Source organism: Amycolatopsis sp. lyj-346, assembly GCF_046548975.1.
Lineage (GTDB): Bacteria > Actinomycetota > Actinomycetes > Mycobacteriales > Pseudonocardiaceae > Amycolatopsis.
On sequence record NZ_JAJPWT010000009.1, the window covers coordinates 233,853 to 249,092 of the forward strand.

A 15,240-nucleotide genomic window follows, 5' to 3' on the forward strand; every position below is an offset into this window, starting at 1 on the left:
GCTTGCGCGCCGTGACCGCACGACCGCTGCAGGACATCGTCGAGGCAGGCTGGGCGAAAGCCCTCGAACCGGTGGCGCCGCAGGTCGCCGCGATGGGGGAGTTCCTCCGCGCGGAGATCGCCGCCGGCCGGACGTACCTTCCGGCCGGTGAACACGTGCTGCGGGCGTTCAAGCAGCCGTTCCACGACGTCCGCGTGCTCATCGTCGGCCAGGACCCGTACCCGACGCCGGGGCACGCGGTGGGCCTGAGCTTCTCGGTGGCGCCGGACGTCCGGCCGATCCCGAAGAGCCTGGTCAACATCTACAAGGAGTACAGCGAGGACCTCGGCCACCCGCTGCCGTCCAACGGCGACCTGACGCCGTGGGCCGAGCAGGGCGTGCTGCTGCTCAACAGGGCGCTGACCGTGCAGCCCGGCAAGTCGAACTCGCACCAGGGCAAGGGCTGGGAAGAGGTCACCGAGCAGGCGATCAAGGCCCTCGCGGCCCGGTCGGAGCCGATGGTGGCGATCCTGTGGGGCCGCAACGCCCGCAACCTGCGCCCGATGCTGGGCGAGGTCCCGTGCATCGAGTCCGCGCACCCGAGCCCGCTCTCGGCGCACAACGGCTTCTTCGGTTCGCGGCCGTTCAGCCGGGCCAACCAGCTGCTGGAGCAGCAGGGCGCGGCGCCGGTCGACTGGAAACTTCCCTGACGATCGGTGTCCGGATCGGCGTGACGGCTCCGACCAGGGGGAAACGGCAGCTCTGGAGGAAACCATGAACGTCACATCGGCCGACGGCACGTCGATCTTCTTCGAGCGGCGCGGGGACGGCCCGCCGGTGCTCCTGGTCGGCGGCGCGTTCAACGACCGGACGACCGTCGTGGGGCTGGCCGAGGTCCTGGCCGTCGATTTCACGACGATCGGCTACGACCGCCGCGGGCGCGGGGACAGCGGAGACGCCGCGGAGTACGCCGTCGAGCGGGAGATCGAAGACCTCGCGGCGCTGATCGCCCAGGTGGGCGGGACGGCGTCGGTGTTCGGCCACTCCTCGGGCGCGATCCTGGCCCTGGAGGCGGCCGCGGCGGGCATCGGCATCGACAAGGTGGTGGCGTACGAGCCGCCGTACGCGACGGACGAGCACCCGCGGGCCGACGTGCTGGACGAGGTGCGCGCCCGGCTGGCGGCGGGTGACCGGGACGGCGCGGTGGCGACGTTCCTGAAGGTCGCGGGCACGCCGGCGGAGGTGGTCGAGGGGATGAAGCAGGCCCCGGTGTGGGGCTGGTTCACGGCGCTGGCGCACACGCTCCCGTACGACCTGACGATCTGCGGCCCGGACGCCCGCCCGCGCACGGAGAACCTGGCCCGCATCTCGATCCCGGTCCTGGTGATCGGCGGCGGCGCAAGCGACGACGCACTCCGGTCAGGCGCCCGCGCGGCGGCCGAGGCGATCCCCGGCGCCCGTCACGAGACCCTGGAAGGCCAGGACCACGGAGTGCTCCAGTTCCCGGAGACGCTCAAGCCCCTGCTGACCGACTTCCTCAAGTAGGCCCCCAGCGCCCCAATGTGGCCTTCGGTGCGTTGAACGCACCCAAGGCCACATTGGGGCGCTTGAGGCGACCACATGAAAATGGCGGGTGCTCCGAAGAGCACCCGCCATTCCAAACTTCTCGCCTCAGCCGCGAACGACCTTGCCCGCCTTGATGCACGAGGTGCACACGTTCAAGCGCTTGCGCTGGGACACACCCACCTTGGCGTGGACGGTCTGGATGTTCGGGTTCCACCGGCGGTTGGTACGGCGGTGGGAGTGCGAGACCGACTTGCCGAAGCCGGGTCCCTTGCCACAGACGTCGCACACGGCAGCCACGTCGAACTCCTTTGGATCTGGGTCATAGAGATGAGCCCAGACGCACTGGGCAACTCGACCATAGTAACCAGTGCGTTCCCGGGGTTCCGCACCGGGTCGATACGCTGCCGGAGGACCGGGCAGGAGGTTACGGGTGCGGGTGCTGGACGCGGCGGCGGTGTCGGCCTGGGCGGCGGGCTGTGTGCGCAGTCTGGCGAGCCTGCGGCCGGCCATCGACGAGATCAACGTCTACCCCGTCGCCGATTCCGACACCGGCTCCAACATGCTCTTCACCATGACCGGCGCGGCGGCCGAACTCGAGATCGCCGCGCCGGAGAACGCCGCTCAGGCGCTGAAGATCCTCGCGCGCGGGGCCGTCGCGTCGGCCAAGGGCAACTCCGGCGTGATCCTCTCCCAGGTCGTGCGCGGGCTGGCCGACCGCGCCGAGGGCGACCTGGACGGCGCGTGGCTGGCGAAGGCCCTCGGCCACGCCGACGAGGTCGCCACCGGTGCCGTCAGCCGCCCGGTCGCCGGGACCATCCTGACCGTCCTGCACGCCGTCGCCCTCGCCGTCCGCGGTGACACGAGCCCGCTGGACGACATCGCGCGGAAAGCCGCGAAAGAGGCCGCGCACGCCCTCGAGAAGACGCCCGAGCAGCTGCCCGCGCTGGCCAGGGCCGGGGTCGTCGACGCCGGGGCGCGCGGTCTGGTCGCCGTGCTCGACGCGCTGGTCGGCGTGCTCACCGGCGCCCCCATCGAGCAGGAACACCCCCTCGAAGTCCACGCGGCCGCCCAAGCCGATGCCTACGCCTGGGAAGTCATGTACCTCCTGGACGGCGTCGACGAGGCGAGCCTGCCGACCCTGCGCAAGGAGCTGAGCGGCCTCGGGGACAGCGTCACCGTGGCCGGCGACGGCTCGGGCAGCCACGCCGTGCACGTCCACTGCGCCGACATCGGCGCCGCCATCGAGGCCGGGCTCGCGCTCGGCCGTCCGCGCCGGATCCGGGTCGAACCGCTGCTCACACCGACGCCGATCGAACCCGGTGGCGGGATCGACCGCACGGTCGTCGCGGTCGTCCACGGCGGGGCGCTGGCCGAGCTGCTGCGCGCCGAAAGCATCCCGGTGCTGGCCGTGCCCGAGGGCGGGACGCCGAGCGTCGAGGACATGATCGGCCTGCTCAACGAGGCCGCCGGGCAGCAGGTGACCGTGCTGCCGGGCAGCGTCGCGCTCACCGCCGCGGCCGACACCGCGGCCGGGCACGCGATGGCCGCCGACCGGGACGTCGTGGTCATCCCGTGCGCGTCACCGGTGCAGGTGCTGGCCGCGCTCGCCGTGCACGACGCCGGCCGCCGCACCAACGACGACGTCGTCGCGATGGCCGAAGCGGCCGCCGCGACCAGGCGTGGCGAACTGCGGATCGCGCAGGAGGAGTCGCTAACCTGGGTGGGCCGGGCCCAGTCCGGCGACGTGGTCGGCCTGGTCGACGACGAGGTGGTGCTGATCGAGCCCGCACCCGCGTCCGAGACGAACCTGGTCGCGGCCGCGATGAAGGTGCTGAACCGGATGCTGGCGCTCGGCGGGGAGCTGGTGACGGTGCTGAGCGGGGCGGCGGCCCCGCCGGGGGTCGCCGAGGAGCTCGCGGAGCAGCTGCGGGTGGAGCACCCGGAGGTGGAGCTGACCAGCTACGCCAGCGGCCAGGCGGACGCCGTGCTGCTGATGGGAGTCGAATAGCGGATGGCCGGACTGCGCGACAAGCTGCCGTTGCTGCTGGGTGCCAAGACGGCGAAGGCACTCGCCACGTCGCTGGACATCGAGACGGTCAGCGACCTGCTGCGCCACTACCCGCGCCGCTACGCCGAGCGTGGCGAGCTCACCGACATCGCCGGCCTCGAGCTGGGCGAGCACGCCACCGTGCTGGCGCGCATCGAAAAGGTGAGCAAGCGGCGGATGAAGGCACGCAACGGGACCATCCTCGACATGGTGATCACCGACGGGAAACGTCGTCTGACCTGCGCGTTCTTCAACCAGGCCTGGCGCGAGAAGGACCTCGTCCCCGGCAAGACCGGGCTGTTCGCCGGCAAGGTGTCCGCCTTCCGCGACACCCTGCAGCTGACCAACCCCGAGTACGAGCTGTTCGACGCCGAGAACGAAGCCGAGGCGATGGACAACTTCCTCGCCGCGATCATCCCGGTGTACCCGGCGGCGCAGGGCATGCCGACGTGGTCGATCGCCAAGTGCGTCCGCCAGGTCCTCGACGTCCTCGAGGTCGACGACGACCCGATGCCCGCCGAGCTGCGGCGGCTGCACCGGTTGTCGGACCTCGACAACGCGCTGCGCGGCATCCACCGCCCGGAGAACTGGGCGCACCTGGAGGCGTCGAAGAAGCGGCTCAAGTGGGACGAGGCCATGGCCGTCCAGCTGATCTTCGCGCAGCGGCGCCACTCGGCCGTCTCGCGCCCGGCGAAGGCCAACCCGCACGTCGGCGGCGGGCTCCTGGACGCCTTCGACAAGCGGCTGCCCTTCGACCTCACCGCGGGCCAGCGCGGGATCGGCGACGAGATCGCCACGGACCTGGCCTCCGAGCACCCGATGAACCGGCTGCTCCAGGGCGAGGTCGGCTCGGGCAAGACGGTCGTCGCGCTGCGGGCGATGCTGCAGGTCGTCGACAACGGGCGGCAGGCCGCGATGCTGGCCCCGACCGAGGTCCTGGCCGCGCAGCACGCCCGGTCGCTGCGGGAGATGCTCGGCGACCTCGGCCAGGCGGGCGAGCTGGGTGCGGCGGAGAACGCCACCCGCGTCACGCTGCTCACCGGGTCGATGGGCGCGAAGGAGCGCAAGAAGTCGCTGCTGGAGATCGTCAGCGGCGAAGCGGGCATCGTCGTCGGCACGCACGCGCTGATCCAGGACCACGTCGAGTTCGCCGACCTCGGCCTCGCCGTCGTCGACGAACAGCACCGGTTCGGCGTCGAGCAGCGGGACGCCCTGCGCACCCGCGGGGCCGGCGACACCAGCCCGCACGTGCTCGTGATGACCGCGACGCCGATCCCGCGCACGGTCGCGATGACCGTGTACGGCGACCTGGAGGTCTCGGCGCTGCGCGAGATGCCGGTCGGGCGGTCGCCGATCGCCACCACGGTCGTGCCGGTCGCCGAGAAGCCCGCCTGGTTCGAGCGGATCTGGCAGCGCGTGCGCGAGGAGGTCGGCAAGGGGCACCAGGCGTACGTCGTGTGCCCGCGGATCGGCGACGAGCCGCCGTCGGACAAGAGCGACAAGCGACCGCCGCTCGCGGTCCTGGAAGTCGCCCCCGAGCTGGAGCACGGGCCGCTGCAGGGGCTGAAGATCGGCGTGCTGCACGGCCGGATGCCGCCCGACGACAAGGACGCCGTGATGCGCGCGTTCTCGGCGGGGAAGCTGGACGTCCTCGTGGCGACGACCGTGATCGAGGTCGGCGTGAACGTGCCGAACGCCACCGCGATGGTGATCATGGACGCCGACCGGTTCGGCGTCAGCCAGCTGCACCAGCTGCGCGGCCGCGTCGGCCGGGGCAGCGTGCCGGGGCTGTGCCTGCTGGTCACCGAGGCCCTCGACGGCACGGCGACCCGCGAACGGCTGGCGGCGGTCGAGTCGACCACCGACGGCTTCGAGCTGTCGCGCCTCGACCTCGAACTGCGCCGCGAAGGCGACATCCTCGGCGCCGCGCAGTCCGGGAAGCGGTCCACGCTCAAGCTGCTGTCACTGCTGCGCGACGAAGACGTCATCGCCGCGTCCCGTGCCCTGGCTCAGGAACTCGTCACCGAGGACCCGGAGCTGACGAAGTACCGCGGCCTGGCGCAGATGGTCGCCGACGTCGTCGACGTCGAGCGCGCGGAGTACCTGGAGAAGAGCTGATCCGCCCGGCCGCCGGCGCCCCGGCGATCGGCCGGGCCCTGCGGCAGGGCTGGCAGCCCGACGGCGCCACCGGAACCGAGACGCTCGACGACGTCACCCTGGACGTGGTGCGGTTTGGCCGCCGGCTGTCGTGAACACCCCGGCTTTCGCGGCCACGGCCGCGGCGGCCGCGGCGACGCCCGCGTCCGACGGCGTGACGCCTTCCCGGGAGATGAGCAGGCGGTAGAAGACCGGCCCGCAGGCCACGCGCACCACCTCCACCGGGTCGGTGCCGGGCGGGACCTCCCCGCGCTCGATCGCCCGGGTCACGGCGACCGCCGAACGGGCGTGGCGGTCGACGTAGAACTCGCGCAGGGCGTCGGCCGCACGCGGGGAGAGGAACGCCGCCGAAATCGACGCCATCGGCAGTTCGCGCTCGCCCGGGGTGGTGAAGTAGCGCACCAGCTCCAGGTTGACGGCGCGGAGGTCGCCTTCGAGGGAACCGGTGTCCGGCACCGTCCACTCCTGCTCGGCGCCCAGCAGCAGGGCGGCCGCGACCAGGCCTTCGGCGGACTCCCACCGGCGGTACAACGTCGTCTTGTGCACGCCGGAGCGTTCGGCGACCGCCTCGACGGTCAGCTCCGCGTACCCGCGTTCGCCGAGCAGCTCCAGGGTGGCGTTGAGCGCGGCGAGGCGGGTCCGCTCGGTGCGGCCGCCCGGTCGCTTCGTCCCGGAAATCTCGGTTGCCAACTGCTACTCCTGTTGCGTTAGTGTGCCCAGTATGCCAGAACCCGAGTCCGTCGCCGTCGCTTCCATCGCCGACCTGATCGGCGACGCCGAGGTCGTCGCCATCGGCGAGAACAACCATCACATCCGCGAGTTCGGCGCGCTGCGCGACCGTCTCCTGCGCCACCTCGTCACCGAGCGCGGGTTCACCGTGCTCGGGTTCGAAGGCGGCTTCCCGGAGGGGCACCTGGTCGACGCGTGGCTGCAGGGTGGCCCGGGCGAGGTCGCCGACGTCGCGCGGGACGGCTTCACGTTCGGTCTCGGCGACTCGGCCGAGGTGCACGAGATGCTGACCTGGCTGCGCGGCCGCGGCGTCCGGTTCTTCGGGCTCGACGTGCCGAGTTCGGCGGGTTCGCCGGTGCCCGCGCTGCAGGCGCTGCGGGCGGAGTTCCTCCGCGTGGATCCGGCCAATGTGTCCCTTGTGGACGATGCACTGGCGGCGTGCGAGCCGTACGCGTCGGTGAGCAGTGCGGTCGCGCCCGGTCGTTACGCGGCGATGGGCCCCGGAGCGCGGGACGCCGCGACGACGGCGTTGACCGTCCTCAAAGGACATGTGGCGTCCCTCGGTCACGGCGACGTCGCCGCGCACCACGCGGAGGGCGCCCTGCGCGTCGACCTGTACCTGCGGGAGCTCGACGCGCTGATGGCGGGCCGCGCACCCGAGCCGCAGAGTTCGTCGCGGGACACGTACATGGCGGCCACCGTGCGGCTGCTGCGGCGGCGGTTCCCGGGCGAGAAGATCGTGCTGATGATCCACAACGGACACCTCCAGCGCGTGCCGTTCTCGCCGATGCCGGGCATGACGGCGCCGTCGGCCGGGACGCACCTGGCCGCGGAACTGGGGGATCGCTACTTCGCGCTGGCGCTCACCGCCGTCGCGGGGACGACGACCGGGCTGGTGCCCGACGAAGCCGCGCCGCTCGGGTTCCGGATGTTCGAACAGGCCCTCGAAGCGCCGGCGGAAGGCAGCGTCGAGGCGCTCCTCGCGGATCAGGCGCCCTGCGTGGTCGCGCGCCCGGCGGCCACGGCCGTCCGGCACGCGCACATGACACCGGCGGTGGACGTCGCGGCCGCGTGGGACGCCGTCGTCTGCCTGGAGAAGCAGGAAACGATTTTCGGGGGCGTCGCCGGGTAGGTGTGCCCGTTCGGCTGATTGCCGTAGCGGCGGCTATGGGCGTTTCCTTCCGGTATGGCCGGGCGGAGGCGGGCGTTGATCGTCGCCAACGGCGAGTACGACAACGCGGGGCTGCAGCGGCTGGGCTCGCCCGCGGCGGACGCCGACGCCCTGGCCGGGGTGCTCGCCGACCGGGCGATCAGCGACTTCGAGGTGCAGGTGGTCCGCAACGAGACCGCTCACGTCGTCCAGGCGGAGATCGAGGACCTCTGTCTCGAGGGCAAGCCCGACGACGTCCTGCTGCTGCACTTCTCCTGCCACGGCCTGAAGGACGATGCGGGCGGGCTGTACTTCGCCGCCCGCAACACCCGCCCCGACCGGCTCCGGTCGACGGCGGTGCCGGCGCAGTTCGTGCAGCAGTGCCTCCGGCAGAGCCGTTCGCGCAGCATCGTGCTGCTGCTGGACTGCTGCTACGGCGGGGCGTTCGGGCAGGGCGTCGCGGTCCGGGCTTCGGGCGACGCGAACGTCCTCGACAGCTTCCGCGGCGGCCGCGGCCGGGCGGTCATCACGGCGTCGAACTCGATCGAGTACGCGTTCGAAGGAGCCAGGCTGGCCTCGGACGAGCCCGCCCAGCCGTCGGTGTTCACCTCGGCGCTGGTGGAGGGCCTGCGCACGGGCGAAGCCGACCGCGACGAGGACGGCTGGATCGCGCTGGGGGAGCTGTACGAGTACTTGTTCGACCGGGTCCGCGAGCGGAACCCGAAGCAGACGCCGAGCCGCGACATCGAGATGCAGGGCGAGCTGTACCTGGCGAAGAGCCGGCGCCGCCGGATCAAGCCGTCGCCGGTCCCGGCCGACCTTTCGGCGGCGATCTCGGCGGAGAACCCGTTCACCAGGCTGGGCGCGGTGGCCGAACTGCGGCGCCGGTTGTCGAGCTCGAACCTGCCGGTGGCGTTGGGGGCGTACGAAGCGCTGAAGACGATGGCGGCGACGGACATCGAGCACGTTGCCGCGGCGGCCTCGGACGCACTCCGCCTCGCGGCGGTGCGGGTCGACGTCTCTGCCGTCCGCCTGTCCGCACCGCCGGGCGCGGTGGCCTCGGCGGAGCTCCGGCTCGCGGGTCCGCCGGTGGCCCGGGAAGCGCGGTTCGAGGCTTCGCACTCGTGGACCCGGGTGACCGAGACGGATTCGGGAGCGGAACTGGCGGTCACGGCCGGGGCGTCGGGGACGCGGCGCGGCAACGTCGTGGTGACCGGGCCGACCGGGGAGGCGGTGGTCGCGGTGGAGATCGAGGCCTTCCCGGTCCCGGAGCCGGAGACGGCCGCGGAACCCGAGCCGTCACCTGCCGAACCTGCGGTGAAGCCGGTACCGGAGCCGGCGGTCGCCGAGGCGGAAGGCGGACCTGACCCGGACTCCGGATCCGCCGTCGCTGCCGGGCCGGAGGCCGGTGGTGCGGTGTCCCGGCCCGAACCGACCGGGGAAGAGCCGCGGCCGGCTGGCCGGCTCCCGCCTGCCGTCGCGGATCCCGTGGCCGGGACGGCTGGGATCCTCGCGATCGCCGCCGCCGTCTTCGCGGTGATCGGGCTCGGCCTGGATTACCACTACAGCGACTCCCTCGCCGAATATCGGCCGGGCATGCCCGGCTACGTCGTGATCGTGGCGTCGGGCGCGCTGGCCGCCGGGTTCCTGACCCTCGTACCGCGAACGAGGCAGCGGACCGGTCCGTCCTTGTTGTTCGGTGTCGGGTTCGCGGCGCTGTTCGGTCTGCTGCGCTTCGCCGGTGAAGGCGTCGTGATCTCGTCGGATCACTCCGATCCCGTGCTGGGCGCCGGGTTCACCTTCGAGCTGCTCGCGCACGGCGCGGTGGTCCTCGCGGCCGGGTGCGCGGTGGTGGCGTTGCGCCGGAACCCCGCGGGCGGGCTGGGCGCCGGCATGGTGCGCGGCTGGGGAGCGTGGCTGGCGATCGGGCTCGGCGCGGCCGCCGCGGCCGGGTGGATCATCCAGCTCACCGTGCTGGCCGAGGAAGACCGGAGCGTGGCCGAGCGGTCCGCGGCCTACTTCGTCCTCGGCGCGGTGCTCGCCGCCGCGCTGCCCGTCGTCGCGGCGATCCTGCGCCCGCCCGCCGTCGGCTGTGCCGTGCTGGGCGCGGGGGCCGTCGGGCTGACCGGAGTGCTGGCACTCACGATCAGCACCCTCGAGTCGTATCACTACCTGAACCTCGCGGGGGAGGGGATCGCGGGGACAGCACTCGCCGGGCTGGTGGTCCACGCCGTCGTCATGGCCGTCCGGCTCCGGCGGAATCAGCCGAACGGGCGACAGCCCTGAGTTGTCGTCCGGGCGCCGCCGGGGTACCACGACGATCATGAGGATGCTTCTCGCGGCGGTGGCCGTGCTCGCCGGGCAGGTCTCGAGCGGTGGGGTGCAGCCCGATCCACCCAGCTGGGGGCTGGACCGGATCGACCAGCGGACCGGCCTCGACCACGCCTACCACTACGCGGGCGACGCCTCGGGCGTCACGATCTACGTGATCGACAGCGGCGTCGACGCGAAGCACCCCGACTTCCAGGGCCGCGTCGCGCCCGGGCGCGACTTCCTCGACGGCGGCTCCGACACCTCGGACACCAACGGCCACGGCACCCGCCTCGCCGGGATCGCCGCGGGCAAGGACTACGGCGTCGCGAAGGGCGCGCAGATCGTGCCCGTGCGGGTGCTCGACAAAGACGGCGGTGGTGCCACCGACCAGATCATCGCGGGGATCGACTGGGTGGCGCAGCACGCCCAGCAGCCCGCGGTTGCCGTCCTCGGCGTCGGCGGGGTGCCGAACGACCAGCTCGACGCCGCGGTCAAGCGGCTGGCCGTGGTGATGCCGATCGCCGTGCCCGCGGGCAGCGAGACGGCCGACGCGAGCGGCTTCTCGCCGGGCCGGGTGCCGGAGGCGCTGACCGTCGCGGCCGCCGATGCCCAGGACCGCCCCGACAAGTCGTCGAACTCGGGTGAGGACGTCGACCTGTACGCCCCGGGCACCGACATCCCGTCCCCGATCGCCGGCGGCACCGGCGCGGGCCCGGAATCGGGCACCTCCGTGGCGGCGGCGTTCGCGGCAGGCGTGGCGGCGCTGTACCGCGCCCAGCACCCCGGCGACACCCCGGCCCAGGTGACCGGCGCCGTGGTCGGAGCGGCGACGCCGGACGCGCTCAAGGGCGTGCCGGACGGCACGGCCAACCGGCTGCTTTACGCGCCGCCGGGATCCTGAAAAGCTGCCCAGGCACCTCGCCCGGCAACCTCCGGCGGCGCATGATGTCCATCACCCGGGACTGAACTCCCGCAGAGCGGGAAAAACCGGGTAACGTGCGTTGACTTACCGATCCAAGAGGGAAGGACCGGGCATGTTCCGCAAGGTTCTGGTGGCCAACCGCGGGGAGATCGCGATCCGGGCGTTCCGCGCCGGCTACGAACTGGGTGCCGGCACGGTTGCCGTGTTTCCGCACGAAGACCGCAACTCGCTGCACCGGCTGAAGGCCGACGAGGCGTACGAGATCGGCGAACCCGGTCACCCCGTGCGTGCCTACCTCTCGGTCGACGAGATCGTCGCCGCCGCGAAGAAGGCGAAGGCCGACGCCGTCTACCCCGGTTACGGCTTCCTCTCGGAGAACCCCGATCTCGCGCGCGCGTGCGAGGAAGCGGGCATCACCTTCGTCGGGCCGAGCGCCGAGATCCTCGAACTCACCGGTAACAAGGCGCGTGCGGTCAAGGCCGCGCGGGAGGCCGGTGTGCCCGTGCTCGGGTCGTCCGAACCCTCACACGACGTCGACGCGCTCGTCGCGGCGGCCGAAGAGCTCGGTTTCCCCGTCTTCGTCAAGGCCGTCGCCGGGGGTGGCGGGCGCGGGATGCGCCGCGTCGAGGACCCCGCGCTGCTGCGCGAATCCATCGAGGCCGCCGCGCGCGAGGCCGAGTCCGCCTTCGGCGACCCGACCGTCTTCCTGGAGAAGGCCGTCGTCGAGCCGCGGCACATCGAGGTGCAGATCCTCGCCGACGGCGAAGGCAACGTCATCCACCTCTTCGAGCGCGACTGCTCGGTGCAGCGGCGCCACCAGAAGGTCGTCGAGCTGGCCCCGGCGCCGAACCTCGACCCGGAGCTGCGCGACCGCATCTGCGCGGACGCGGTCAAGTTCGCCCGGCAGATCGGCTACCGCAACGCCGGCACCGTCGAGTTCCTGCTCGACAAGCAGGGCAACCACGTCTTCATCGAGATGAACCCGCGCATCCAGGTCGAGCACACGGTCACCGAAGAGGTCACCGACGTCGACCTCGTGCAGTCCCAGCTGCGGATCGCCGCCGGCGAGACCCTCGCCGACCTCGGCCTGTCCCAGGACAGGATCTACCTGCGCGGCGCCGCCCTGCAGTGCCGCATCACCACCGAAGACCCGGCCAACGGCTTCCGGCCGGACACCGGGATGATCTCCGCCTACCGCTCGCCGGGCGGCTCGGGCATCCGGCTCGACGGCGGCACCGCCTTCTCCGGCACCGAGATCAGCGCCCACTTCGACTCGCTGCTGGTGAAGCTCACCTGCCGCGGCCGGGACTTCAAGACCGCCGTCGGCCGCGCGCGCCGCGCCGTCGCCGAATTCCGGATCCGCGGCGTCGCCACGAACATCCCGTTCCTGCAGGCCGTCCTCGACGACCCGGACTTCCGCGCCGGCCGCGTCACGACGTCGTTCATCGAGGAGCGCCCGCAGCTGCTCACCGCGCGGCAGTCCGCCGACCGCGGCACGCGGCTGCTGACCTACCTCGCCGACCAGACGGTCAACAAGCCGCACGGCGAGCGCCCGAAGACGCCGGACGCCACGATCAAGCTCCCGAAGCTGCCGAAGGACGCCCAGCCGGCGCCGGGCTCGAAGCAGAAGCTCGCCGCGCTGGGCCCGGCCGGGTTCGCGGAGTGGCTGCGGAAGTCGCCGCACATCGGCGTCACCGACACGACGTTCCGCGACGCGCACCAGTCGCTGCTGGCCACCCGCGTCCGCACCAAGGACCTGCTCGCGGTGGCGCCGGTCGTGGCGAACACGCTCCCCGAGCTGCTGTCGCTGGAGTGCTGGGGCGGCGCGACCTACGACGTCGCGCTGCGGTTCCTCGCCGAGGACCCGTGGGAACGGCTGGCCGCGCTGCGCGAGGCCGTGCCGAACATCTGCCTGCAGATGCTGCTGCGCGGGCGCAACACCGTCGGGTACACCCCGTACCCCACCGAGGTGACCAACGCCTTTGTCCGGGAAGCCACGAAGACCGGCATCGACATCTTCCGGATCTTCGACGCGCTCAACGACGTCGAGCAGATGCGCCCGGCCATCGAAGCCGTGCGCGAGACCGGGTCCGCCGTCGCGGAGGTCGCGCTCTGCTACACCTCGGACCTGTCGGACCCGGGCGAGAAGCTCTACACGCTCGACTACTACCTCAAGCTGGCCGAGCAGATCGTCGGCGCCGGGGCGCACGTCCTGGCGATCAAGGACATGGCCGGGCTGCTGCGCGCACCCGCGGCGACGAAGCTGGTCACCGCGCTGCGCAAGGAGTTCGACCTGCCGGTGCACATCCACACCCACGACACCGCGGGCGGCCAGCTGGCCACCTACGTCGCGGCGATCAACGCGGGCGCGGACGCCGTCGACGGCGCGGTGTCGTCGATGGCGGGCACGACGTCGCAGCCGTCGCTGTCGTCGATCGTGGCGGCCACCGACCACTCGGCCCGCACCACCGGGCTCGACCTGCGGGCGATCGGCGACCTGGAGCCGTACTGGGAGAGCGTGCGCAAGATCTACGCCCCGTTCGAAGCCGGGCTCGCGTCGCCGACCGGGCGCGTCTACGACCACGAAATCCCCGGCGGGCAGCTGTCGAACCTGCGGACGCAGGCCATCGCGCTGGGCCTGGGCGACCGGTTCGAAGACATCGAGGCGATGTACGCCGCCGCCGACAAGATCCTCGGCCACCTGGTGAAGGTGACGCCGTCGTCGAAGGTCGTCGGCGACCTCGCGCTGCACCTGGTCGGCGCGGGTGTCTCCCCGGCCGACTTCGAGGCGGAGCCGAACAAGTTCGACATCCCCGACTCGGTGATCGGCTTCCTGCGCGGCGAGCTCGGCGACCCGCCGGGTGGCTGGCCGGAGCCGTTCCGCACCAAGGCACTGGAGGGCCGCGCCGAGCCGAAGCCGGTCGTCGAACTGTCCGAAGAGGACCGGGCCGCGCTGGTGGCGGAACCGCGCCGGACGCTGAACCGGCTGCTGTTCCCCGGGCCGACGAAGGAGTTCGAGGCGCACCGCGAGGCCTACGGCGACACGTCGGTGCTGCCGAGCAAGGACTTCTTCTACGGGCTGCGGCCGGGGGAGGAGTACCCGGTCGACCTCGAACCGGGTGTGCGGCTGCTCATCGAGCTGGAGGCCATCGGCGAGGCCGACGAGCGCGGCGTGCGCACGGTGATGTCGACGCTGAACGGCCAGCTGCGGCCGATCCAGATCCGCGACCGCTCGATCGCCTCGGACATCCCGGCGACGGAGAAGGCCGAGAAGGGCAACCCGAAGCAGGTCGCGGCGCCGTTCGCGGGCGTGGTGACGCTGCAGGTCGCCGAGGGCGCCACGGTCGAGGCCGGGGCGACGGTCGCGACGATCGAGGCGATGAAGATGGAGGCCTCGATCACGGCGTCGGCGGGCGGCAAGGTGGCCAGGCTGGCGATCACGTCGGTGCAGCAGGTCGAAGGCGGCGACCTGCTGCTGGTCCTGGAGTAGGCCGGATGCCGTGAACGACTCGTGCACGACGCCCGACGTCGTGAACGAGTCGTTCATCACGTCGCCGTCCCGCGATACGCTCGGCGGATGCTGATCAACGCGGTACCGCAACGGCAGGGCGCGGCCGGGCCGCGCGCGGCGGAGCTGCCGGACGGCTGTGTGGCCCTGTCCGAGCTGGCCGGGCACGTGCTCGGCCGGCCCGTCCACCACGTCCGGCAGACCCGCGAAGTGTCCGAAGTGGACCGTGGGATCGCCTCCCGCGCGGTGCTGACCGGCGCGAACCGCGCGGCCCAGCTGGCGGCGCTGGAGGCCCCGGGCGGCCCGGTGCTGACGATCGGCGGCGACTGCGGCGTCGAGCTGGTGCCGATCGGCGTGGCCCGCTTCCGCCACGGTCCCGGGCTGGGTGTCGTGTGGTTCGACGCCCACGCGGACCTGAACACGGCGGAATCGTCGCCGTCGGGGGCGTTCCACGGGATGGTGCTGCGCTCGCTGTTCGGCGAGGGCGACCCGGAGTTCGCCGCGGACCCGGCGTTGACCCCCGGGAACGTGGCGCTGGCCGGGACACGGGTGTTCGACCCGGAGGAACGGGCGGCGGTTGCCCGTGGCCTGGTGGTGGAGTCGCCCGCCGCCTTGGCGGGGGTGGAGAAGCTCTACGTGCACGTGGACCTGGACGTGCTGGACCCGGGCGAGTTTCCGGGGCTCAACTACCCGGAGCCGGACGGCTGGACGATCTCGCGGCTGGTGTCGGAGCTGGACGCGCTGGCCGGGTCCGAGGTGGTCGGCGCGGGCATCACGGAGTGCGTGGGCACCCCGCGCGAGGTCGAGGTCCTGGAACCCGTCCTGGCCGCGGTGGGCCGGCTCCTCGTGAGTGGGAAGTAGGGATCTGA

General features: G+C 72.4%; 11 protein-coding genes. 9 read left to right on the top strand and 2 right to left on the bottom strand.

Annotated features, from left to right (window positions below; all coding sequences use genetic code 11):
* Window positions 1-11: 11 nt before the first annotated feature.
* Complete coding sequence (locus ACLJQE_RS26080; RefSeq protein WP_410641979.1) at window positions 12-689, top strand: uracil-DNA glycosylase; 678 nt, start codon at window positions 12-14, stop codon at window positions 687-689.
* 64 nt (window positions 690-753) lie between these two features.
* Complete coding sequence (locus ACLJQE_RS26085) at window positions 754-1,524, top strand: alpha/beta fold hydrolase (RefSeq protein ID WP_410641980.1); 771 nt, start codon at window positions 754-756, stop codon at window positions 1,522-1,524.
* Between the two features lie 126 nt (window positions 1,525-1,650).
* On the opposite strand, the gene rpmB is transcribed toward ACLJQE_RS26085, so the two are convergent.
* Window positions 1,651-1,842: a 50S ribosomal protein L28 gene (gene rpmB, locus ACLJQE_RS26090; RefSeq protein WP_003091970.1), complete on the bottom strand. Its 192-nt coding sequence runs from the start codon at window positions 1,840-1,842 to the stop codon at window positions 1,651-1,653.
* A gap of 133 nt (window positions 1,843-1,975) precedes the next feature.
* Here rpmB and ACLJQE_RS26095 point away from each other — a divergent pair, with 133 nt between their 5' ends.
* Window positions 1,976-3,553, top strand: coding sequence for a DAK2 domain-containing protein (locus ACLJQE_RS26095; protein WP_410641981.1), 1,578 nt, complete (start codon window positions 1,976-1,978; stop codon window positions 3,551-3,553).
* 3 nt (window positions 3,554-3,556) lie between these two features.
* Complete coding sequence (gene recG, locus ACLJQE_RS26100; RefSeq protein ID WP_410641982.1) at window positions 3,557-5,710, top strand: ATP-dependent DNA helicase RecG; 2,154 nt, start codon at window positions 3,557-3,559, stop codon at window positions 5,708-5,710.
* A gap of 93 nt (window positions 5,711-5,803) precedes the next feature.
* On the opposite strand, the gene ACLJQE_RS26105 is transcribed toward recG, so the two are convergent.
* Window positions 5,804-6,439 carry a TetR/AcrR family transcriptional regulator gene (locus tag ACLJQE_RS26105; RefSeq protein WP_410641983.1) on the bottom strand — a complete coding sequence of 212 codons (636 nt, stop codon included), beginning with the start codon at window positions 6,437-6,439 and terminating at the stop codon, window positions 5,804-5,806.
* Between the two features lie 31 nt (window positions 6,440-6,470).
* On the opposite strand from ACLJQE_RS26105, the gene ACLJQE_RS26110 reads away from it, so the two are divergent.
* From ACLJQE_RS26110 to ACLJQE_RS26130, 5 genes are all read left to right on the top strand, one after another.
* Window positions 6,471-7,610 carry an erythromycin esterase family protein gene (locus ACLJQE_RS26110; RefSeq protein ID WP_410641984.1) on the top strand — a complete coding sequence of 380 codons (1,140 nt, stop codon included), beginning with the start codon at window positions 6,471-6,473 and terminating at the stop codon, window positions 7,608-7,610.
* Window positions 7,611-7,664: 54 nt separating this feature from the next.
* The gene (locus tag ACLJQE_RS26115; RefSeq protein ID WP_410641985.1) at window positions 7,665-9,914 is read left to right on the top strand and encodes a caspase, EACC1-associated type; all 2,250 of its coding nucleotides are present in this window, start codon (window positions 7,665-7,667) and stop codon (window positions 9,912-9,914) included.
* A gap of 43 nt (window positions 9,915-9,957) precedes the next feature.
* Window positions 9,958-10,842: a S8 family peptidase gene (locus ACLJQE_RS26120; RefSeq protein ID WP_410642127.1), complete on the top strand. Its 885-nt coding sequence runs from the start codon at window positions 9,958-9,960 to the stop codon at window positions 10,840-10,842.
* A 133-nt stretch (window positions 10,843-10,975) separates the two neighbouring features.
* A complete protein-coding gene (locus tag ACLJQE_RS26125; RefSeq protein WP_410641987.1) occupies window positions 10,976-14,353 on the top strand; it encodes a pyruvate carboxylase in 3,378 nt (1,125 codons plus the stop codon).
* A gap of 87 nt (window positions 14,354-14,440) precedes the next feature.
* A complete protein-coding gene (locus ACLJQE_RS26130) occupies window positions 14,441-15,232 on the top strand; it encodes an arginase family protein (protein ID WP_410641988.1) in 792 nt (263 codons plus the stop codon).
* Window positions 15,233-15,240 lie beyond the last annotated feature (8 nt).